Origin of the sequence: Fulvimonas yonginensis, from assembly GCF_037137055.1 — a bacterium.
Lineage (GTDB): Bacteria > Pseudomonadota > Gammaproteobacteria > Xanthomonadales > Rhodanobacteraceae > Frateuria_A > Frateuria_A yonginensis.
Genome location: NZ_JBBBNY010000003.1, coordinates 77046 through 97372, shown reverse-complemented (window position 1 = coordinate 97372; position 20327 = coordinate 77046). Strand labels below are relative to the sequence as shown.

Genomic DNA, 20327 nt, shown 5'->3' with positions numbered 1-20327 from the left:
GGAACCAGCGCGGCCCCGGCAAGCTTGATGCCCGGCTTACCCTCGGATTACGGATTCTTACGTGCTTTCCGATCAACCACTTGCAAGGTTGCCGAGCGCGGCCAGTGCGGCCTGGCGCGCCTCACCGAGCGCAGCGCGGGCCCGCTGCGCCAGCGTGGCGTCGCCGTGGCGGGTGGCCCAGGCGGCGTACAGGCGCAGGGTGTCGGCGCTCGCCTGCTTCTGCAGCGGGTCGTAGGCGCGCAGCACCTCGCCTGCCAGCGCGTCGTCGGCGGTGGTCAGCGCGATCTGCAGGGCGAAGGCGGCGCGCAGGTCGGCGGGGGCCTGCCCCGCGGCCGCGAAGGCGGCATGTGCGGCCGCCCGGTCGCCGCGGACGGCCGCCGCCAGGGCATGCATCATCGCCACGTGCCAGCGGACTACCGTGGTGGCGCTTCGCCCGCCCAGCCGGTCCGCCACGTCCTGCAGCGCCGGCAGGGTGGCTGGCGCCGCGCGCAGGGCGACGAAGGCCTCGTTGAGGAGCTGGTCGAGCGCGGCTTCCGGGTCGGGATCGTCCTGCACCAGCAGGCGCGCCCGGTGCGCGGCGGCGAGGGCTTCGCCGGTCTGCCCCGCGAAATAGTCGCTCCCCGCCAGCAGGCCGAGCATGCGCGCCTGCATGAACCGGTTGTCCTGCGCCTGGGCGAGCCGGGCCACCGTCTCGCTGACCGACCGCACGCGATCGAACGCGCCCTGGTCGTACACGATGCTGGCCAGCAGGTTGCCCGCCGCGACCTGCAGGGGAACCTCGCGGTGCGTGGCGGCCCACTGCCAGGTCGAGACGAGCAGGGGCAGCGCCTGCAGCGGCTGCCGGTCGTCGTCGAGGGCGTTGGCCAGGTTGAACCGGGCGATCGCGGCGCCGCGTTCGTCGCCGAGCGCCTCGTCGGCCTGCAGCTGCTCGCGCGCGGCCGCGATGCCGGCCTCGGCGTCGCCGCGCGCATAGGCGACGAAGGCCTGCGCGTTGGCCAGACTGCCGCGCCATTGGGCGAGGTGATGCCGGTCCACCACCTGGCGTGCCCGCGCCAGGAAACGCAGCGCCGCCTCCGGATGGCCCAGCCGTGCGTCGATCCGGGCGGTGCCGATCAGCGCCTGCGCCAGCACGTCGGGATCGTCGGCGCGCTCGGCGGCGGCGAGCGCCTGGGTCGACAACCGCAAGGCCTCCGCGTCGTCGTGGCGATTGATTGCCGAGGCCAGTTGCGCGCCCAGCACGTGGGCGGCCAGGCGCGGATCGCCCGCCTTCGCCGCGTCGTCGAGCAGCGCGGCGAAGGCCTGCCGGGCGGCCGCGGGCTGGTCGGTATCGGCCTGGGCCTGCGCCAGCATCAGCCGTGCCCAGGCGAAGCGCGGCTCCCCTTGCGCGACCACCAGGAAATACGGGATCGCCGCCTTCCACTCGCCGTGCAGGGCCTGGTCCATGCCCCTGGCATAGGTCTGCGCCAGGTAGGCATCGTGCGGGCGCTGTCCCAGCACCGGCGCCGTGGGCGCCAGGTCGAGGGCGCGACGGAGCCGGGCCGCGGCCGCCATGCCGAGGGCGCCCAGATCGGTGTCGGTCACCTCGAACGCCGTCCGATCCGCGAACGCCGGCCCCGAAAGCGCGAGCCGCAGCGCGAACAGCCCGCCGGGCAGCTTGCGCAGGCGGCCGTCCACGACCACGTCGGCGGCGGTCGCGGGCCCGACCCGGGAACGCACGTCGCCGCCGGCCGGCGCGGCATAGCCCATGGCCTGCTCGATCTGCTGCGGGTCCACCACGTCCAGCGCAGGTTCGCTTTCCAGCAGGCCCGCGACCAGGCCGGGCAGGCCGTGCGCGGTCCAGTCCAGGTGCGGATCGCCGGTATCGTTCGCGACCGGCAGCAGCGCGAGCCGCTCGCGTGGCGGCGCTGGCGGAGGGCCATGCGGCGCGAAGGCCATCCAGCCCGCCGCCGCCGTGCCCAGCACGAGGACCGCCAGCGCGATCGCACCCGCGACCCGCCAAGGGCCGCGCTGCCGGGTCTTTCTCGCCGCCGCAGGGGCATCCTGGGCGACCACACTGACCGGGGCGACCCATTGCAGGCCGCGTCCGTACACCGTGCGGATCACCGCCTGCCGCTCGCCGTCGTCGTCAAGTGCGCGGCGCGCCTTGAACACCAGCTGGCTGAGCGCGGCATCGGTCACCGGGCGGGGGCCCCACAGCGCGTCGACCAGTGCCTGCTTGCCCACCGCCTGGGCGCGCTGCTCCACCAGCAGCAGGATCAGGTCGAAGACCTTCGCCTCCAGCGGCACCTCCTGACCGTCCCGCAGCAGACGGCGCGCTGCCGGATCGATGTGGAACGGGCCATAGGCGTACGTCGGTCGGTGGGCGTCCTGCATGCGGATGGAGCGCGTGTTCGCGGACGGCCAGCATACGACAGCTCCCCGGCCGTTCCGGGTGGATGGTTACAGGCGCGTGCTGTCGACCCCGTCGCGGGCGAGCTGGGCCTGCACGCTGTCCGGGCCGGCCAGGTGCGCCGCGCCCACGGCGATGAACACCGTGCCGGGTTGCGCGAGCATCGCCTCGATGCGCTTGGCCCAGGTGGCGTTGCGCTCCACCAGCAGACGCTGGTAGAGCTGCGGCTCCTCGCGGCGCATCAGATCGTTCTCCAGCCGCGCCAGGGCGGCGTCGTCGCCGCTTTTCCAGGCTTCGATGATGGCCTTGAGGTCGACCGTGGCGCGGTCGGCGTCGCGCAGGGTCGAGCGCAGCATGGCCAGTTGCATGGACTGCGGCATCTCGGCGAGGAAGCGGATCTGCTGCTCGGCCGTTTCCAGGCCGTGGACCGGCTTGCCCGCCTTCTCCATGGCGGCGCGCAACTGCCGGTCGACGCCTTGCGCGGGGTCCAGCCCGGCCTTGGTCAGCGGTGCCACGGTGAGGGTCAGTGCCGCCAGCCAGGGACGCATCACCTCGAGCGCGGCGACCCCGCCGGGCACGTCCGCCAGCCGCGCGGCCCGCTCCAGGCGGCCGCGGTCGAACGGCGAGAGCAGGCCCGAGAGCGGGTGCGCGGTATCGATGCCGTAACGAAGCACCAGCGCGGTCATGTTGGCCTGGTCGTCGTCGACGATCTCCACGTACATCGCGCGGCTGTCGGCCAGCGCCCGGTCCAGCGCGGGGAAATGCCAGTCGGTGTCGTGCGGCAGCAGGTGCACCGTGCCGAACAGGTAGATCGTGGTGTCGGCGTCCCTGACCGCCCACAACGCCGGGTGCGCCAGCGCGGGCGCGGCGACCAGCCCGAGCAGCAGGACCAGTGCGCAGGCGCGCAACCGGGTGTACGGGCCCCTCACCGGCCCTGCTCCACGCCGTGCAGGAAGCCGATCAGGCCGTCGAAGTAGGTCTGCTGGTCATCGTACATCGCCATGTGGCTCCCCTTGGGGCAGAGCAGGAACCGGCCCCTGGGCAGCTTCTTCGCCATGCCCGCCATGTAGGCCGGGTCCATGGTGTCGTACCGCGCCGCGATCACCAGCGTCGGCACGGCGATGCGGTGCAGGTCGGCGCTGCGGTCCCAGTGTTCCAGCCGACCGCTCGCGCCCAGCTCGCTGGGGCCCTGCATGAGCTGGTAGATGTGCTCGTTGACGTGGCCGAAGGAGCGCACCACCGGCTCGGGCCACTGCGCCTGGGGCATGCGCAGCAGATGCTTCTCGTAGTGCATCGGGATCAGCAGTTGCATGTAGCGCGGATCGGCGGTGCGATGCTCGGCTTCCAGCGCCTGCACCTGGGCCAGCGCCTCGGGATCCATCGCCGGCATCAGCACCTTGTGCGCGTAGGCGTTGTAGGCCGGGATCGAGTCGACCATGTTGGAGATCACCAGGCACTTGAGGTGCTGCTGGTACTTGAGCGCGTACTCCATCGCCAGGATGCCGCCCCAGGAATGGCCGAGCAGGCAGAAGTCGTCCTTGTCCAGGTGCAGCGCCCGGCGAACCTGCTCGACCTCGTCCACGAAACGGTCGGTCGTCCACAGATCGTCGCTGCCGAGGCCCTTGGGCTGGTCGGAATACGCCGAGCCCAGCTGGTCGTAGTAGTAGTACTCGATGCCGGCGGCGGGGAAATAGCTGTCGAAGGCCTCGAAGTACTCGTGGGTCATGCCTGGACCGCCATGCAGCAGCAACACCTTCAGCTTCGGGTTGTTGCCCACGCGCTTGGTCCAGACCTTGAATTGCCCTCTCGGCGTGTCGATGGTGATCATCTTCACGCCGCCGCTCAGCACGTCGTCGTGGCCGGCGCGGGCGAAGTAGCCGGACCCGGCCTGGTCGGCGCGGGCGGCGCCGGCGCAGCCCAGGGCGAGGATGGCGAGCAGGGCGTACAGGAAGTGCTTCATGGCGGTCCCCCGATGGTCCGCCGCACTATCCCGCGCCGCCCGCCCGGGTTCAACCGCCGCCCGACGGTACGGCCTGGTCAGGCGGCACGGGCCGCCGAGGCCCCATCCACGACGGACAGCAACCGCTCGACCAGCCGGTCGACCGCCGCATCCGCCTCGGCCAGCGAACGGGCCAGGGCCTCGCCGCCGAACTCGTCGTATTCCGCCGCCACGGCGTAGGTTTCGGTGATGCCGATGTAGCCCAGCGCCGTGCGTATGCCGTCCTCCACGTGGTTCATCGCACGCAGCCGGTCGGCATAGCCGAAGTCGCCACGCGAACTCAGGATCACCAGGCGGCGCGGCCGGTCGGTGAGCAACGGCCAGTACGGCGTGCCCTGGCGCGACCGGTCGAAGCCGAAGGTGCGGCCGACGCGGACGATCTGGTCGATCCAGGCCTTGAACGCGGCCGGCATGCCGAAGTTGTACATGGGCACGCCCGCGACGATCAGGTCGGCGCGGACCAACTCGTCCACCAGGGCATCGCTGAGGGCCAGGGCCTCGTGCATCCACGGTTCCCGCCGTGCGGGCGGGGTGAAGGCGGCATGGATCCAGCCGCCACTCACCGGTGGAGGCGGGTCCTTGCCCACGTCGCGGTAGACCAGCGTGTCGTGCGGACGGGCCGCCTGCCAGCGCTCGACGAAACGGGCGCCGAGACGGCGGGTGTGCGAGCCATGGGGTTGACGGTCGGAGCGCCCGGGCCGGGCGCTGGCATCGATGTGGAGCAGGGTGGTCATGGCCGGGTTCCTCGTCGGATGAAGCAGGCTCACCTGCCTGCGGCCCGAAAGCGTGGAACTGGCCAGGGAACCGGACAAACGATAGTTTTTCTGCCGACGGATGAACTGCAATCATCTTCGGGAGCGGCCGTGCGAAAGCTACCACCCCTCGCATCGCTGCGCGCCTTCGAGGCGGCGGCGCGCCATTCGAGCTTCAAGCGGGCCGCCGAGGAGCTGGCGGTCACGCCGACCGCGGTCAGCCACCAGATCCGCCAACTGGAGGAGCGGCTCGGAGTGCGGCTGTTCGAGCGGCACGCCCGCCAGGTGGTGGCGACCGATGCCGCGATGGAGCTCTACCCGGTACTGCGCGACGGCTTCGATGCCTTCGCGCGGGCGGTGGAGGCGCTCAGCGACCGCCGCGCGCGGCGCAGCCTCACGCTCTCCGCGACCAGCGCCTTCGCCGCGCGCTGGCTGGTACCACGGATCAGTTCGTTTCGCCGGGCGCACCCGGGACTGGACCTGCGCCTGCATGCCTCGGACGAGCCGGTGCGGCTGGAGGGCCGGGACATCGATGCGGCCATCCGCTACGGCCGTGGCCCGTACCCGGGGCTGGTGGCGCTGCCGCTGGCAGCCGACCGTTTCGCGCCGGTGTGCAGCCCCACGTTGCGCCTGCGCCGGCGCGCGGACCTCGGGCGCTGGCCGCTGCTGCATTTCGAATGGCGGCACCGGCGTGCCGACAACCCGACCTGGCGGCGCTGGCTGGAACAGGCCGGCGTGCGCGACGTGCGGCCGGACTCGGGCGTGGTGTTCACCGACGAGAGCCATGCGATCCAGGCGGCGCTGGCCGGGCAGGGCGTGGCCCTGCTCAGCCTGCTGTTGGTGGCGCCGGATCTTCGCAGCGGCGCGCTGGTGCAGCCGTTCGGGCCGGAACTGGAGGGCTACCGCTATCACCTGGTGCATGCGCCGGACAGCCCGCGCCGCGCCGAGCTGGCGGCACTGGGCGCCTGGCTGCAGGCGGAGATGGACGGCGACGGCAACCTTGCTAGCGCGGCACGCGGTAGCCGCCGGGCACGCCACGCGGGCTCAGCGTGAGCTGCCACAGCTGGTCGCGACGGCTGCGGAACACCGCGGTCGAGGCCGAAAGGTAGTAGTGCCACATGCGCCGGAAGCGCTCGTCGTAGCGGTGCGCGAGCGCCGGCCAGGCGGCGTCGAAGTTGGCGCGCCAGGCGGTCAGCGTGCGGTCGTAGTCGGCGCCGAAGTTGTGCCAGTCCTCGACCACGAACAGGCCTTCCAGCGCCGCGGCGACCTGGCTCATCGCCGGGATCACCGAGTTGGGGAAGATGTACTTCTCGATCCACGGGTCCGGCCGCGCCGGCGCGCCGTTGCTGCCGATGCAGTGCAGCAGGAACAGCCCGCCGCCGTCGGGGCCGTCGTCGCGCAGGCAGCGGCGGGCCACCTCGAAGTAGCTGCGGTAGTTGAGCGGCCCGACGTGCTCGAACATGCCGATCGACATGATCGCGTCGAACGGCTCGTCCAGCTCGTGGTAGTCCTGCAGGCGGATCTCGACCGGCAGACCGGCGCACAGCGCCTGCGCGTAGGCGGCCTGTTCCTTCGAGACGGTGATGCCCACGCCCTCCACGCCGTACTTTTCCGCCGCGTACTTGAGTGCCTCGCCCCAGCCGCAGCCGATGTCCAGCACGCGCTGGCCCGGCTGCAGGCGCAGCTTGCGGCAGATCAGGTCCAGCTTGGCCACCTGCGCGTCGTCGAGGTTGTCCGCCTCGGCCCAGTAGCCGCAGGAATACACCAGCCGCTCGCCCAGCATGGCCTGGAACAGGTCGTTGCCCAGGTCGTAGTGGGCCCGGCCGATCTCGAAGGCGTGCTGGCCCCGCTGCAGGTTGATGAAGCGGGCCTTCAGGTGCGCGATCAGCGTGTCGAGGGTCTTCAGTTCCTCGTCCAGCTGCGCGCGCAGCATGCGGGTGAACACGCCCGGCAGGTCGTCGCTGTCCCACCAGCCGTCCATGTACGCCTCGCCCAGGCCCAGGGAGCCGTGCGCGAAGACGCGGGCATAGAGGCGCTCGTCGTGCACGCAAAGGTCACAGGGCGGCTTCTCGCCGAGGCGGATGCCGGCCTGCGCCAGCAGGTCGACGGCACGTTGCTTGAGGGACGGCTGGCGCATGGGCATGGCAGCACTCCTTACGTACGGCGGCGCGCCTCACTGCGCGCCCAGAACACCGAAGCGTATGGTCGAGGTTGCATAGACGACGTCGACACCCGCGTCACGTACCCGCGCGAGCAACGCCTCGGCCTGGTCCGGCCGCAGCAGGAACTCGACCTTCAACGGCAGATTGTCGGCCAGCTCGAAGAACGCCTCCTCGTGCAGCACGCCGTGCCTGCCGAAGCCGGCCGTGGCGCGGAACACCGAGCCGCCGCCGATGCCCTGGCGCCTAGCCGTCTCGAGCAGCCACTCGGACAGCAGCATGCCGTCGTGGCGGGCGCGCAGGTGCGCGTAGAAGCTCAATTGCACGCCTTCGGTCAGTGTGTCGCCCATCCGTCATCTCCTCGATCGGTAGGATCGAACTCGCCGGCGATGCGCCTGCCTTGCCGTGACGCGCTGAAGAACATGGCCGGCAAATGGTTCCTACATGGCGCGCAGCAGGCCGCGGCTGATCGCGATGCCCAGCACCGTCAGGCCCACCGAGCCGACCAGGTGCACCATGAGGTGGCCGCCGAACCACAGGTACTGCTGGCGCAGCAGCAGGGTTGAGGATTCCGCCGAAAAGGTGGAGAACGTGGTCAGGCCGCCGAGAAAGCCGGTAAACACGAACAGCCGCAGTTCGGGCGGCAGCGTCTGGAAATGGTCCCACACGCCCATCGCGCAACCCATCAGCAGGCCGCCCAGCAGGTTGGCCGCGAGCGTACCGGGCGGCAGCGTGGGAAACAGGTGGTTGAGCAGCTGGCCGAGCAGCCAGCGCAGCCAGCAGCCGACGGCACCGCCGAGCCCGATGGCGAGGAATCCGGTGTAGCCCACGAAAGCGTCTCCTCAAGGTTCCAACCGTTCGGACGTCCGCGCTACGGGCACGCGCCCGCACCCGGATGGTCCGGTGTGCAGGCATCATCAACCCCTCGGCCGGGGTGGTTCGTTCCAGGGAACGGGAGGCATGCCATCTCCCATCCGGGGATGCTAGCGGATGGGCGAAGAGCCGCCAACGGGTGGGCCTGCGCGTGCCGGGCCTGTGCCGCGTGCCGGGCGGGCATGCTGCTGCGGGCGCCCACGATCCTGCGGAAAGGCGTACGCCACGGCGGTCACGGCGGCGCGCTCCGCCCGCGCGGCAAGCCGTCCGCACGGCGGATGGGGAGGTCCCTGTGCGCGGCCTTTCGAAATGCCTACCCGGCGCACAGGCGCTCCTTGCGCGCATGGCATACTCGCCGCGCTTCCGGCGCCCATTCCATGACCACCACGCAACCCCCCATCCGGCGCAGCCTGCCCTGGCTGCTGGCCGGGCTCTCGATGATCGGGCCGTTCTCGATCGATGCGGTCTTTCCGGCATTCCCGCTGGTCGGCGCCGCCTTCGGCGTGGAGGAGGTCGCGCTGCAGCAACTGCTCAGCGTGTACCTGATCACCTACGCGGCGATGAGCCTGTTCCATGGGGCGATCTCCGACGCCGTCGGCCGCAAGCCGGTAATCGTGGCCGGCATGCTGGGTTACTCGCTGGCCTCGGTCGGCGCGGCGCTTTCGGTCTCCTTCGGCATGCTGCTGATCTGCCGTGGCATCCAGGGCGCCTGCGCCGGCGCCGGCCTGGTGGTCGGCCGCGCGGTGATCCGCGACAGCCTCGAGGGCGAGGCGGCGCAGCGCCTGATGTCGCGGGTCATGATGATCTTCTCGGTCGCGCCGGTGATCGCCCCCATGGTCGGTGCGCAACTGCTCGGTCTGGACGGCTGGCACGGCATCTTCTGGGTGCTGACCGGGTTCACCGCACTGCTCGCACTGCTGCTGACGCTGTTGCTGGAGGAGACCCACCCGCCGCAGCGACGCACCCGCTTCGCGCTCGCGCCGCTGCTGGCAGGCTACGCCTCGTTCGGCCGCGACCGGCCGTTCTGGCCGTTGCTGGTCTCGGTCTCGGTGAATTTCGCCGGGCTGTTCCTGTACATCTCGTCCGCGCCACGCATCGTGCGCGAGCTGCTGCACCTGTCGCCGCAAGGCTTCCCGTGGCTGTTCATCCCGGTGGTAACCGGACTGGTGGGGGGTGCCTGGATGTCCGGGCGGCTGGCCGGCCGGCGCAGCGTGGGCTTCACCGTCAACCTGGGCTACGCGGTGATGCTGCTGGCCTGCGCGCTGCACCTGGGGCTGGCCTGGTGGCTGCCGCAACCGCAGCTGCCCTGGTCGATGCTGCCGCTGGTGCTGCACGGCGTGGGCGTGCAGCTGGCGTTTCCCACCCTGACCCTGCTGCTGCTCGACCGCTTCCCGCGGCAGCGCGGCGGCGTCTCCTCGGTACAGGCGTTCGCCAGCCTCCTGCTGTGCAGCGTGGTGGCCGGGGTGCTCTCGCCGCTGCTGGCGGTGGACATGCTGCACCTGGCGCTGGGCGCCTGTGCGATGACCGTGCTGGGCGTGCTCGGCTGGATGATCTATGGCCGCCTGACCCGGCCGCGCACGCCGCCGCCGCGCGACGTCGAACTGCAGGCGCAGATCGCCGAGCCGCGCTAGGCGCGCGCCGCGCTGTCCGCGGACAGCACGGCCGGCATGACTTTTGCCAGTCGGCTGGCGCGCAGGCGCTTCCTATCCTGCAGGACATCCCCACGCTCACTCGATGCCATGCGCTTTCCGGTTCCATCCCACGCCCGGTCGCGCGGCCAGCGCGCCGCACGCGTCCTGATCGCCTCGCTCGCCCTGCTGGCCCTGCCGGCGCTGGCGGTGGAGGTGGACGGCCACATCGACCCGGTCGAGTGGCAGGGCGCCCGGCACATCACCGATTTCCGCAAGGTGCAGCCGCTCAACGGCGAGCCCGGCAGCCTGCCGACCGAGGCCTGGGTGCTGTCCACGCCGGAAGGCCTGGCGATCGCGTTCCGCTGCATCCAGCCGCCGGGCGTGCCGCGCACGCACCAGCGCATCCGCCGCGACGAGCAGGCGCAGGTCGACCGCGTCAACCTGATGGTCGACTTCGACGACGACGGACGCACCGGCTACAACTTCATGGTCACCCTCACCGACGACATCAACGACGCGGTGATCACCAACGAGAGCCGCTTCAACACCGACTGGGACGGCAACTGGAAGCACGCCGCCAGCGAGGATGCGCAAGGCTGGAGCGTGGAGATGCTGATTCCCTGGTACATCGCGCCGATGCGCAAGGCGGTCGGCGGCGAGCGCACCATTGGCCTGTACCTCGACCGCGTGATCGGCTCGACCGGCGAGCGCGACGCCTGGCCGGTGGCCAGCTTCAACAAGCCGCGCTTCCTCTCCGACTTCACCCCGGTGACGCTGCCGGCCTACACGCAGTCGCTGTTCGCGGTGACGCCCTACGTGGTGGGCATCCGTGACCAGGTGCACGGCAGGAACACCTTCGACGGGGGCGCCGACATCTTCTGGAAGCCCAACGGCCAGACCCAGCTCACCGCCACCATCAATCCCGACTTCGGCCAGGTCGAGAGCGACGACCTGGTGGTGAACTTCGGCGCGGAGGAGACGTTTTTCACCGACAAGCGCCCGTTCTTCACCGAGAACCAGGGCATCTTCGACTTCGGCCTGCTGATCGACAACAGCCAGCTGATCTACACGCGCCGCGTGGGCGGCCCGGCCGACGACGGCAACGGCGCCGGCGACGTCACCGGGGCGCTCAAGCTCAACGGCAGCGTGGGCGCCACCCGCTACGGCGTGATGGCCGCGCAGGAAAGCGGCGATGCCGGGCGCACCTTCTCCGCGCTGCGCCTGATCCACGACTTCGGCACGCAGACCCTCGGCATGGAAGCCACGCGCGTGGAGCGCCCATGGCTGGACCGCGACGCGAACGTGCTGGGCATCGACCACCGCTGGCAACCCAATGCCCAGCTCACGGTCACCAGCAACGTGGTCGGCAGCGCGATCGACCAGCACGGGCGCACGGTGCGCGGCACCGGCGGGACCACCGTCATCGAGTACGAGATGAACCAGCGCTGGACGCAGGAGTGGCTGGCGATGCACTTCGACGACAAGCTCGATCTCAACGACTTCGGGTACCTGCCGCGCAACAGCCTCAACTACCTGCACTACGAGGTGCGCCGGCGCTACGCCGACCTGCCGGCCGGATCGCGCTACGCCTCGCACCTGTGGCACTGGCGCATCATCGGCATGGACAACGACCACGGACTGTCGCTGCAGCGCGAGTTCCGCGTGGTCCGCGAAAGCGAACTACGGGACGGCAGCCAGGAAGAATGGCGGCTGCGAGTGGATGCCGCCGCGCACGACGACCTGCTCACCCGCGGCCACGGCGCCCTGTGGACGCCGCCCAGCGCGCTGCTGGACTGGGAACGCAAGAGCCCGCGCAAGGGCAACTGGGCGTGGGACGTGGAAGCCACGCTGATGGGCAGCGACCGCGTCGGCCTGCACCGCATCGGCTACGAGGCGATGGTCGAGCCCACCTACTTCGTCAACGATGCCTTCAGCGTGTTCAGCGGCGTCACCTACCAGTTCAGCCCCGACTGGCTGATCTGGCAGCGCGACAACCTGATCGGCAGCTTCGACGGCCACTCGATCCTGCTGGATGCGGGCGTGAACTGGAACATCGGCAACCGCCAGGAGCTGCGCGTGAAGCTGCAGGCGTTGGGCCTGGACGCGCGGCTGCTGCAGGCCTACCGCGTGAACGGCGACATGCGCGCGGTGCCGGTGGACGATCCGGTGAACGACTTCAGCGTGCGCAATTTGGGTTTCCAGATCCGCTACCGCTACGAGCTGGCGCCGCTGTCGGACCTGTACGTGGTCTACGGGCGCGGCGGGTATGCCTTCGACCCGCGCTTCGACCGCGCGGGCACCCAGTTCGGCCGCGCCTTCGACCTGCGCGACAGCGAGCAGTTGCTGGTCAAGCTGGCCTACCGCTTCGAGCTGTAGCGCGCGTGCAGGAGCGGGCTCGCAATGCCTTTGTCGCATCTTCATCGAAGAAGGCACCGCGAGCGGGCCCGCTGCCGCGAGACGCCTCTTGCTTTGCCGCCGACGTGGCGCACGGCATGCTGTGCGGATGACGCCCGACTTCATCGCCTCGCTGCTGGGACGCCCGGCCGCCGTCCTGCCGCGCGACTTCTACCGCCGCGACCCGCGCGAGGTGGCGCCGGCCCTGCTGAACAAGGTGCTGCTCGCTGCGGACGGACGCAGCGGGCGCATCGTCGAGACCGAGGCTTATTGCGGCGCGAGCGATCCGGCCGCGCACTCCTGGCGCGGGCGCACCGCCCGCAACGCGACGATGTTCGGCCCGCCGGGCCGGCTGTACGTGTACTTCACCTACGGCATGCACTGGTGCTGCAACCCGGTGTGCGGCGAGGACGGCGAGGGCGTGGCGGTGCTGCTGCGTGCGCTGGCGCCATTGACCGGCCTGTCCGCCATGCGCACCGCGCGCCCGGCCTGCCGGCACGACCGCGATCTGTGCCGCGGCCCCGCGCGGTTGTGCCAGGCACTGGGCATCGCCGGGGCGCAGGACGGCATCGACCTGGTCGAGGGCACCGGCGGCTTCACCCTGGTCGACGACGGCACGCCCCCGCCCGCAGCGCCGGGCGTGTCGGCGCGGATCGGCATCACCCGCGCGGCCGACGCGCCCTGGCGCTGGTTCGTGCCGGGCGACCGGCACGTCTCGCGCTAGCCGCGGGTCCGGCTTCGCCGTGAAGCCGGCTTGACGCCCGCTTGATGGAGCGGGGCGGACGGTAGGCGGCGGTCCCCCGGGAGAACCGCCATGCCCTACAAATCCACCAGCGACCTGCCCGATGCCGTCCGCGACAACCTCCCCGAGCACGCGCAGGAGATCTTCAAGGAAGCGTTCAACAGCGCCTGGGACGAATACGCGGACCCGGACAAGCGCCGCGGCGAGGAATCGCGCGAAGAGGTCTCGTTCAAGGTCGCCTGGGCCGCGGTGAAGAACGAATACGCGAAGGGCGATGACGACAAGTGGCACCGCAAGTGACGCCGGCGGATGGACGGGCCCGGCGGTCCCCCGCAAGTTCGCGCTTGCGATGGAGCCGGGGCAACGCTGCCGCACCCGGGCGGTCGCCCCGGCCCGCTCCGCGGCGGGCGAGGGCGTCCAGGCATCAGGCCAGGCCGCGGGCTTGCAGGAACGCCCGCGCCTCGGCCGCGTCCTGCTCGAACCACGCCCGCGTCGAACCCAGCCGGAAGCTGTAGCCCCAGGCGTCCATGTCGGTCATCATCCGCTCGCGGCCGACGCCCGGAAGCCGGTCGGCGAGCAGGATCTGCAGGTAGCAGGTGGCGTCTTCCTCTTCCACCGAGTCGGTGGCGTCGGTGTGCACCCGCGCGCGCCGCTCGGGCGGCAGCACCAGCAGGTGGCAGGCCTCATGCAGTAGCGAGTGCACCGGCGTGTCGTCGCGCGCGTAGACGGCGTTGCCGATGATGCCGGCCTCCTCCTCGCCCCAGTAGCTGCCGGGGATCGGTTCGCCCGTGGGGACGCGATGCAGTGCGAGCCCGTGGCGCGCGAGCAGGGCGGCGGGCGCGTCGAAGCCGATGTCGGCCAGGCGCAGGACGTGGGGAGCGTTCATGGGCATGGGCGGGGCTCGCCCGCCGGTCGGGTGTCCGCGGGTGGGCGCGAGCCCACCCGCGACTTACGGCGCGCCGCCGGCCTTGCCGTCGGGCAGGGCGACCGAGAGTTCCAGCACCTCGTGGCCGCTGTCGCGCTCGACGTTGATGTTGATCGCGTCGAGGTCGACGTTGACGTACTTCTTGATCACCTCGAGCAGCTCGTTGCGCAGCAGCGGCAGGTAGTCCGGCGCACCGCGGGTGGAGCGCTCCTGCGCCACGATGATGCGCAGGCGTTCCTTGGCGACCGAGGCGGTGGGTTCCGGCTTGCGCTTCAGGAAATCGAGAATGCCCACGATCAGCCTCCGAACACGCGCTGGAGAAAGCCCTTCTTGGCCACTTCGGTGAAGCGTAGCGGACGGGCCTCGCCGAGGATGCGCGCGACCGTGTCGCGGTAGGCCTGCCCCGCGTTGGAGTTCTCGTCCAGGATCACCGGCACGCCGGCGTTGGACGCCGCCAGCACGTTCTCCGACTCGGGGATCACGCCGATCACCGTGATCCCTAGGATCTCCTCCACGTCCTTGACGCTCAGCATCTCGCCCGCGGCCACCCGCGTGGGGTTGTAGCGGGTCAGCAGCAGGTGCTGGGTGATCCCGGTCTCGCCGCGCTCGGCACGGCGGGTCTTGCTGGCGAGCAGGCCCAGGATGCGGTCGGAGTCGCGCACCGAGGACACTTCCGGATTCACCACCACGACCGCGTGGTCGGCAAAGTACATGGCCAGGTGCGCGCCCTTCTCGATGCCGGCCGGCGAGTCGCACACGATGTAGTCGAAGCCGTCGTTGGAGAGGTCGTTGAGCACCTTCTCCACGCCTTCCTGGGTCAGCGCGTCCTTGTCGCGGGTCTGGCTGGCGGCGAGCACGAACAGGTTCTCGTGGCGCTTGTCCTTGATCAGCGCCTGCTTGATCGTGGCCTCGCCGTGCACGACGTTGACGAAGTCGTACACCACGCGGCGCTCGCAGCCCATGATGAGATCGAGGTTGCGCAGGCCGACGTCGAAGTCGATCACCGCGACCTTCTTTCCGGCCATCGCCAGGCCGGTGGCCAGCGAGGCGCTGGTGGTGGTCTTGCCGACGCCGCCTTTGCCGGACGTAACGACGATAATCTCAGCGGTCAAGGCTGTTCTCCGGGAATGCTTGGGTGGGAATCGCCGGTCACAGCCGGGCGATCATCAATTTTTCACCATCGAGCCAGCATTGCACAGACTGGCCTTCGAGGTCCTTGGGGATCTGTTCAAACACGCGGTAGTGCCCGGCGATGGCGACCAGTTCGGCGCGGAAGTCGGACACGTAGATGCGTGCCTTCTCGTCGCCCTGCGCGCCGGCCATGGCCCGTCCGCGCAGGCTGCCGTAGACGTGGATGGAGCCGTCGGCGATCACCTCGGCGCCGTTGGCGATGGCGCCGGTCAGCACCAGGTCGCGATCGCGCGCGTAGACCTGCTGGCCCGAGCGCACGGTGCCGTCGTGATGCTGCGCGCCCAGCACCGGGCCGGCCGGCGGCGCGGCGTGGATCGGCTCGCGCACCGGTGCCGCGCGTGGCGCCGGCGCCGCGGCGGGCGGCGCGATGCTGCCGCCGTCGGCCGGCTCGTAGGCGGCGCGGAACTTGGCGATCAGCGGCAGGCCCATGCGCTGGGCCAGCGCCTCGGTGGCGCTGGTGCCGTAGGCCAGGCCCACCGGCAGCATGCCGGCGCTGCGCACGGCTTCGAGCAGGGCGTCGACGGTGCCGTCGTCCGGCAGGTCGAGCAGGTGGGAGAGATCCAGCACCACGGCGGCGCGGGAGAACAGTTGCGGGGCCGAGCGCACGCGGCGCTCGAGCTCCTCGCACAGCGCGGCGGCGTCGACGCGGCGCACGCGCACGCAGGCTATGCCGACCTGGCCGAAACGCAGGTCGCAGGCGTCGGATGTATCCATCTTGGAGCTTGCATTCATGTGCCAGACACCTCGCGCCGGCGGCAGGTTGCCCGCAGGGCAAGGAAGGACGAAGGAGTGTGGGTCACGGGCGCCGCTCTCCGGCAAGGCGGCGCGGCAGGGACTCGGGGAGCAGGGGCAACTGGCGTTCGGCCAGCCAGGGCACGTCGGGCAGGCCGCCGTGGTCGAGCCAGGTTTCGCGCACGAAGGCGTAGCTCGGCAGGTCCTTGGCAAGCAGGCTCACGTGCGGGCCGTGCTCGCCCATCCGTTGCTGGCCGACCTCCTGGAAGCCGTAGGTGCCGTGGAACAGCACCACCACGTCGTCGCGCGGCTCCAGGAACACCTCGCAGGTGAGCAGCGGCACGCGGACTTCGGCGTAGCTGGTGACGTCGCAGTAGAACACGCGGCCCAGGCCGTGGCGGCGGTAGGCGTTGGCGATGACGATGCGGTCGATGTAGACGAACGACTCGTAGTGCTCGCAGAACCAGCGGTAGTTGGGGCTGTCGTAGTCGCCGCCGTTGCGCAGGGCGACCAGGAAGCCGGCCAGGTGGCCGTCGATCTCGGCCACGCGGAAGTACTCGGCGTGCTCGTAGAAGAAGCGCAGCTGCACGGCGTCCAGAGCGAGGATGGAGCGGCCGGCGGCGTTGTTGAGCGCCAGCACGGCATCCAGATCGTGCTCGCGCACGTCGCGGATGGCTAGGGCCATTCGTTGCTCCGCAGGTAAGGCGATGAACCGGTGGACCGCCGGGGCGGCCCGCAAGCGCGCATTATGGCACGCGGTGACCGGGCGCACACCTTCCGGTGCGCCGTAAAACCTTTGTAAAACGCGACCCTGCGCCGGGGGTGGGGTGACTTCCCGCGCATTGCGCGGGGGCGGCGTGGTCCTATGATGCCGCTCATGCCGACCAGCAACTTCAACCACATCCGCCTGCTGCGCTATGCGGGGCTGTTCACCTACCTCTGCGTGGGCACCCCGCTGCTGACGCAGTGGGCGACCGAGCGGTTGACGCAGTTGCACCGGCCCAGCTTCTCCCTGCTGCTGTGGACGCTCTGCTACCTGATCTTCGGCCTGCTCTACTGGGCCGTGACCGCCAATCTGGGGGCGCGGCGCTACCTGGGCCTGCGCCTGTCCGGTCTGGCGGTCATGAGCGCCGCGGCGGTCGCCGTGGGCTGGTACAGCCACAGCGGCCTGTCCGCCATGCTGATGGCGGTGACCGCGGTGGTACTGCCGTGGTTGCTGCCGTTCTGGCAGGGCGTGCTCTGCATCGTGCTGCAGAACGCCACCCTGGTGTTCGTGTTCATCAATTTCCCGGAGTACGAGCGCAGCATCTGGCTCGCCTTCCTGCAGACCAGCATCTATCTGGGCATCTCCGCCCTGGGCTTCGTCGCGTCGGTGGTCGCCAGCCAGCAGACCGAGGCGCGCGAGGCGCAGCGGCGGCTCAATTCGGAGCTGCGCGCGACCCGGGCGCTGCTGGCCGAATCGACGCGGATCGCCGAGCGCATGCGCATCGCGCGCGAGCTGCACGACCTGATCGGCCACCACCTGACCGCGCTCAGCCTGAACCTGGAAGTGGCCAGCCACCTGGCCAACGACGCGGCCGCCGAGCACGTGCGCAAGGCGCAGGCCACCGCGCGGCACCTGCTGTCGGACGTGCGCGAGGCGGTCAGCGAGCTGCGCCAGGACGACGCGATCGACCTGACCCAGGCGCTGCGCAGCCTGATCGAGGGCGTGCCCGGGCTGAGCGTGCACGTGGACATGCCGCCGCGCTTCAGCCTTGAAGATCCGCGCCGAGCGCAGGTGCTGCTGCGCTGCGCGCAGGAGATCATCACCAATTGCGCCCGCCACGCCGGCGCGCGGCAGCTGTGGCTGACCTTCGCCTATGCCGACAACAACCAGATCGGCCTGCACGCGCGCGACGACGGCCGCGGCGCGGCGCATTTCAAGCCCGGCAACGGGTTGTCGGGCATGCGTGAGCGACTGGCCGAGCTCGGTGGCAGCGTGGCGGTGGATACCGGCGTGAGCGAGGGCTTCGCGCTGACCGTGCGCCTGCCGCTGGGCGAGTCCCCCGAGCTGGCCCATTCGCCCTCGCGCCTGGAGCCGCCGGCGCTGAGCGTGCCGTGACGCCGAGGTCGCCACCGCCGTGCGAGAATGGCCGGCAGCGCCCGGCCGCCACCAGGACCTGCGTGGGAACGCGGGCCGCCACCGCCAACGAGGAACCGCGATGATTTCCGTCTGTCTCGTCGATGACCAGAACCTGGTGCGCCAGGGCGTCCGCTCGCTGCTGGACCTGGCCGAGGACATCCGCGTGGTGGCCGAGTGCGCCGACGGGGCGCAGGCGGTGGCCGACATCCCGAGGATCAAGCCCGACGTGGTCCTGCTCGACCTGCGCATGCCCAACATGAGCGGGCTGGAGGTGCTGCAGGCGCTGTCCGCGCGCGGCGAGCTGCCTCCGACCATCATCCTGACCACCTTCGACGACGACCAGCTGGTGCTGCAGGGCCTCAAGGCCGGGGCGCGCGGCTATCTGCTGAAGGACGTCTCGCTGGAGCAACTGGTCGAGGCGGTGCGTACGGTCGCCGCCGGCGGCTCGCTGGTGGCGCCGATGGTCACCCAGCGGCTGCTGGCCGGGGTGGGGCGCATGCAGAACCAGTTCACCAGCCTGGAGCAGCCCGATCCGCTGACCGAGCGCGAGACGGAGATCCTGCGCCTGCTCTCCGGCGGCTACTCCAACAAGGAGATCGCCAACTCGCTGAAGGTGGCCGAGGGCACGGTCAAGAACCACGTGTCCAACATCCTGTCCAAGCTGGGGGTGCGGGACCGCACCCGCGCCGTGCTCAAGGCGCTGGAACTGGGCATCGTCTAGCCGTCCGGCCGTCCGTCGATCCCGTGCGCCGGGGTATGGGCGCCCGCCGGCAGGCAGGCGCCCGTGTGCCCGATGGCGTTCCCGCTCGCGAGCAAGTACCATCCGGAACTTCGGTGAATTGCCGACCCTCGCCCGTGCCTTCCTCCGGGGCTCCATGCTCCGCGGCGCGGAATTGACGGGGAACCATTAGCGCTGCGTGGAAAACGCTCGGAGAACCCTGGTAATGATGCGTGTCCTTGAACTCATTGTGGCTCTGGTCATCGTCGCCGTGCTCGGCGTCGTGGTCGGCGTGATCATGCCCAGCAGTGGCCATGTGGAACGGTCGCTGGTCATCGGCAAGGACATGCGGCAGGTCTACGACATCCTCAACAACTTCCGCCGCTTCGGGGACTACTCAGTACTGCGCCAGTACGACCCCAAGATCAAGTTCGAGCTCTCGGGCAACGCCTACGGCCCGGGCTCCGAGTTGACCTGGAGCAGCGACGACCCGAAGGTGGGTGACGGCAAGCTGACCATCGCCAGCGCCGATCCGGCCTTCTTCAAGGTCAACGAGACCGCCAACCAGGCCAAGATCATCTGGAACCTGGACAACAGCTGGCGCGGCCAGGACAAGCACTTCACCATCGACATGGAGCGCCAGGGCAGCCGCCACCAGCTGACCAAGGTCACCTGGGCGTACGACGTCGCCTACGGTTTCAACCTGGTCGACCGCTATTCCAACCTGTACATCCACGGCGACCCGGACTCGTTCATCCAGTTCAGCCTGAACAACCTGCAGAACGTGCTCGCCGCGGTGCCGAACACCGACTACGGCAACCTGATCCCGTACATCCAGCAGACCCAGCCCACGCCGGTGTTGCTGGTCTCGACCTCGATCGAGCGCAAGGGCGGCCTGGCCGCGCTGGACGACGCCACCGCCACCGCGGTCAAGCAGATCCAGGACGCCGCCAAGAAGCTCGGCGTGAACGTGGTCGGCCCGCGCGTCATCTTCACCACCAACTACGGCGACCAGAACTACACCTTCGACGTGGCGATGCCGATCGACGCGACCAGCCTGACCGTCGCCGGCCAGACCCAGGAGCTGACCCCGGCGCAGCCGCCGAAGCTCGGCGACGAGGAGCCGGCCGACGCCTCCAGCGCGCCCGCCGCCGCGAGCAGCGCCGCCCCGGTGGCCAAGCCCGCCGGTCCCAAGCCCGGCGATCACGACCGCTTCGGCCGCCTGATCGTGGACGACAACGTGCGCGCCACGCTGGCCTTCGGCGGCCCGGCGCTGATGGGCGTGTGGAACGGCACCGCCGCCGGTGTGCCGCAGACCCGCGAGATGCTCAAGGCCTACGCGCAGACCCACGGCTACAAGTTCGACGAAGTGACCAACCGCCTGTACGACATCGAAGTGCAGCCGGAGGTCAAGGACCAGAGCGGCGCGGTCACCACCTACGCCAAGTACCAGGTCTACCTGCCGCTGCTCGGCGACGACGTCCCCGCGCAGACGCCGGAACAGGCCGCGGGCATCCCGCAGCCGACCCTGGAGCCGGCCCCGGCCGCCTCCTCCTCGGCCCCGGCGGCCGCCGGTTCCGCCGCCGCTCCGGCCGAATCGGCCAGCGCCGGCCAGTAAGCCGAGCGCATACCGCAAGCCAGTGCCTGCCCGCCTCGTGCGGGCGGGCTTTTTTTGTCCGGGACGCGCGGCGGCCTTCCCG

Annotated in this window: 20 protein-coding genes and 1 riboswitch; of the genes, 8 read left to right on the top strand and 12 right to left on the bottom strand. The window is 70.5% G+C overall.

The window, feature by feature from the left end:
- Window positions 1–72 precede the first annotated feature (72 nt).
- The 4 genes from WAT24_RS06220 to WAT24_RS06205 all read right to left on the bottom strand — a co-directional run bounded on the left by WAT24_RS06220 (window position 73) and on the right by WAT24_RS06205 (window position 5122).
- Window positions 73–2373 (bottom strand): winged helix-turn-helix domain-containing protein, encoded by a 2301-nt coding sequence (locus WAT24_RS06220; protein WP_336806967.1) that lies wholly within the window; start codon window positions 2371–2373, stop codon window positions 73–75.
- A gap of 66 nt (window positions 2374–2439) precedes the next feature.
- Window positions 2440–3318 (bottom strand): TraB/GumN family protein, encoded by an 879-nt coding sequence (locus WAT24_RS06215; protein WP_336806965.1) that lies wholly within the window; start codon window positions 3316–3318, stop codon window positions 2440–2442.
- Complete coding sequence (locus WAT24_RS06210; protein WP_336806964.1) at window positions 3315–4349, bottom strand: proline iminopeptidase-family hydrolase; 1035 nt, start codon at window positions 4347–4349, stop codon at window positions 3315–3317. Before WAT24_RS06210 ends, WAT24_RS06215 begins: the two co-directional genes overlap by 4 nt.
- A 77-nt stretch (window positions 4350–4426) precedes the next feature.
- Window positions 4427–5122, bottom strand: coding sequence for an FMN-dependent NADH-azoreductase (locus tag WAT24_RS06205; protein WP_336806963.1), 696 nt, complete (start codon window positions 5120–5122; stop codon window positions 4427–4429).
- 129 nt (window positions 5123–5251) lie between these two features.
- Here WAT24_RS06205 and gcvA point away from each other — a divergent pair, with 129 nt between their 5' ends.
- Window positions 5252–6193, top strand: coding sequence for a transcriptional regulator GcvA (gene gcvA, locus WAT24_RS06200; protein WP_336806962.1), 942 nt, complete (start codon window positions 5252–5254; stop codon window positions 6191–6193).
- On the opposite strand, the gene cfa is transcribed toward gcvA, so the two are convergent.
- The 3 genes from cfa to crcB all read right to left on the bottom strand — a co-directional run bounded on the left by cfa (window position 6144) and on the right by crcB (window position 8129).
- Window positions 6144–7277 carry a cyclopropane fatty acyl phospholipid synthase gene (gene cfa, locus WAT24_RS06195; protein ID WP_336807233.1) on the bottom strand — a complete coding sequence of 378 codons (1134 nt, stop codon included), beginning with the start codon at window positions 7275–7277 and terminating at the stop codon, window positions 6144–6146. The genes gcvA and cfa overlap by 50 nt on opposite strands.
- Before the next feature lie 36 nt (window positions 7278–7313).
- Window positions 7314–7649: a DUF190 domain-containing protein gene (locus WAT24_RS06190; RefSeq protein ID WP_336806961.1), complete on the bottom strand. Its 336-nt coding sequence runs from the start codon at window positions 7647–7649 to the stop codon at window positions 7314–7316.
- 90 nt (window positions 7650–7739) lie between these two features.
- Window positions 7740–8129 (bottom strand): fluoride efflux transporter CrcB, encoded by a 390-nt coding sequence (crcB, locus tag WAT24_RS06185; RefSeq protein WP_336806960.1) that lies wholly within the window; start codon window positions 8127–8129, stop codon window positions 7740–7742.
- A 71-nt stretch (window positions 8130–8200) separates the two neighbouring features.
- Window positions 8201–8279, bottom strand: a riboswitch (Fluoride riboswitch).
- 270 nt (window positions 8280–8549) lie between these two features.
- On the opposite strand from crcB, the gene WAT24_RS06180 reads away from it, so the two are divergent.
- The 4 genes from WAT24_RS06180 (at window position 8550) to chaB (ending at window position 13239) form a co-directional block, all read left to right on the top strand.
- On the top strand, window positions 8550–9803 hold the full coding sequence (locus tag WAT24_RS06180; protein ID WP_336806959.1) for a multidrug effflux MFS transporter: 1254 nt from the start codon (window positions 8550–8552) through the stop codon (window positions 9801–9803).
- 108 nt (window positions 9804–9911) lie between these two features.
- Entirely contained in the window at window positions 9912–12179 is a 2268-nt protein-coding gene (locus WAT24_RS06175) for a DUF5916 domain-containing protein (RefSeq protein ID WP_336806958.1), read from the top strand.
- Between the two features lie 127 nt (window positions 12180–12306).
- A complete protein-coding gene (locus WAT24_RS06170) occupies window positions 12307–12921 on the top strand; it encodes a DNA-3-methyladenine glycosylase (RefSeq protein WP_336806957.1) in 615 nt (204 codons plus the stop codon).
- Between the two features lie 90 nt (window positions 12922–13011).
- Window positions 13012–13239 carry a putative cation transport regulator ChaB gene (chaB, locus tag WAT24_RS06165; RefSeq protein WP_336806956.1) on the top strand — a complete coding sequence of 76 codons (228 nt, stop codon included), beginning with the start codon at window positions 13012–13014 and terminating at the stop codon, window positions 13237–13239.
- Window positions 13240–13363: 124 nt separating this feature from the next.
- Here chaB and WAT24_RS06160 read toward each other — a convergent pair whose 3' ends face one another.
- The 5 genes from WAT24_RS06160 to WAT24_RS06140 form a co-directional block, all read right to left on the bottom strand.
- On the bottom strand, window positions 13364–13825 hold the full coding sequence (locus tag WAT24_RS06160; protein WP_336806955.1) for a hypothetical protein: 462 nt from the start codon (window positions 13823–13825) through the stop codon (window positions 13364–13366).
- A gap of 63 nt (window positions 13826–13888) precedes the next feature.
- Entirely contained in the window at window positions 13889–14158 is a 270-nt protein-coding gene (minE, locus tag WAT24_RS06155) for a cell division topological specificity factor MinE (protein WP_336806954.1), read from the bottom strand.
- A gap of 2 nt (window positions 14159–14160) precedes the next feature.
- Window positions 14161–14976, bottom strand: a complete 816-nt coding sequence (minD, locus tag WAT24_RS06150) for a septum site-determining protein MinD (protein WP_336806953.1) — start codon at window positions 14974–14976, stop codon at window positions 14161–14163.
- Window positions 14977–15013: 37 nt separating this feature from the next.
- Window positions 15014–15787: a septum site-determining protein MinC gene (gene minC / locus WAT24_RS06145; RefSeq protein ID WP_336806952.1), complete on the bottom strand. Its 774-nt coding sequence runs from the start codon at window positions 15785–15787 to the stop codon at window positions 15014–15016.
- A 64-nt stretch (window positions 15788–15851) separates the two neighbouring features.
- Complete coding sequence (locus tag WAT24_RS06140; RefSeq protein ID WP_336806951.1) at window positions 15852–16472, bottom strand: GNAT family N-acetyltransferase; 621 nt, start codon at window positions 16470–16472, stop codon at window positions 15852–15854.
- 192 nt (window positions 16473–16664) lie between these two features.
- Here WAT24_RS06140 and WAT24_RS06135 point away from each other — a divergent pair, with 192 nt between their 5' ends.
- From WAT24_RS06135 to WAT24_RS06125, 3 genes are all read left to right on the top strand, one after another.
- Complete coding sequence (locus WAT24_RS06135; protein ID WP_336806950.1) at window positions 16665–17888, top strand: sensor histidine kinase; 1224 nt, start codon at window positions 16665–16667, stop codon at window positions 17886–17888.
- A 100-nt stretch (window positions 17889–17988) separates the two neighbouring features.
- The gene (locus WAT24_RS06130; RefSeq protein WP_091333901.1) at window positions 17989–18630 is read left to right on the top strand and encodes a response regulator; all 642 of its coding nucleotides are present in this window, start codon (window positions 17989–17991) and stop codon (window positions 18628–18630) included.
- A gap of 223 nt (window positions 18631–18853) precedes the next feature.
- Entirely contained in the window at window positions 18854–20245 is a 1392-nt protein-coding gene (locus WAT24_RS06125; protein WP_336806949.1) for an SRPBCC family protein, read from the top strand.
- Window positions 20246–20327: the final 82 nt, after the last annotated feature.

Coding starts and splice junctions, on each gene's coding strand:
- WAT24_RS06170 (WP_336806957.1), top strand. CDS start 12,307: ATGACGCCCGACTTCATCGCCTCGCTGCTGGGACGCCCGGCCGCCGTC.
- WAT24_RS06210 (WP_336806964.1), bottom strand. CDS start 4,349: ATGAAGCACTTCCTGTACGCCCTGCTCGCCATCCTCGCCCTGGGCTGC.
- WAT24_RS06180 (WP_336806959.1), top strand. CDS start 8,550: ATGACCACCACGCAACCCCCCATCCGGCGCAGCCTGCCCTGGCTGCTG.
- cfa (WP_336807233.1), bottom strand. CDS start 7,277: ATGCGCCAGCCGTCCCTCAAGCAACGTGCCGTCGACCTGCTGGCGCAG.
- WAT24_RS06190 (WP_336806961.1), bottom strand. CDS start 7,649: ATGGGCGACACACTGACCGAAGGCGTGCAATTGAGCTTCTACGCGCAC.
- WAT24_RS06130 (WP_091333901.1), top strand. CDS start 17,989: ATGATTTCCGTCTGTCTCGTCGATGACCAGAACCTGGTGCGCCAGGGC.
- WAT24_RS06175 (WP_336806958.1), top strand. CDS start 9,912: ATGCGCTTTCCGGTTCCATCCCACGCCCGGTCGCGCGGCCAGCGCGCC.
- chaB (WP_336806956.1), top strand. CDS start 13,012: ATGCCCTACAAATCCACCAGCGACCTGCCCGATGCCGTCCGCGACAAC.
- WAT24_RS06125 (WP_336806949.1), top strand. CDS start 18,854: ATGATGCGTGTCCTTGAACTCATTGTGGCTCTGGTCATCGTCGCCGTG.
- WAT24_RS06135 (WP_336806950.1), top strand. CDS start 16,665: ATGCCGACCAGCAACTTCAACCACATCCGCCTGCTGCGCTATGCGGGG.
- WAT24_RS06220 (WP_336806967.1), bottom strand. CDS start 2,373: ATGCAGGACGCCCACCGACCGACGTACGCCTATGGCCCGTTCCACATC.
- WAT24_RS06160 (WP_336806955.1), bottom strand. CDS start 13,825: ATGAACGCTCCCCACGTCCTGCGCCTGGCCGACATCGGCTTCGACGCG.
- minC (WP_336806952.1), bottom strand. CDS start 15,787: ATGAATGCAAGCTCCAAGATGGATACATCCGACGCCTGCGACCTGCGT.
- WAT24_RS06140 (WP_336806951.1), bottom strand. CDS start 16,472: ATGGCCCTAGCCATCCGCGACGTGCGCGAGCACGATCTGGATGCCGTG.
- WAT24_RS06205 (WP_336806963.1), bottom strand. CDS start 5,122: ATGACCACCCTGCTCCACATCGATGCCAGCGCCCGGCCCGGGCGCTCC.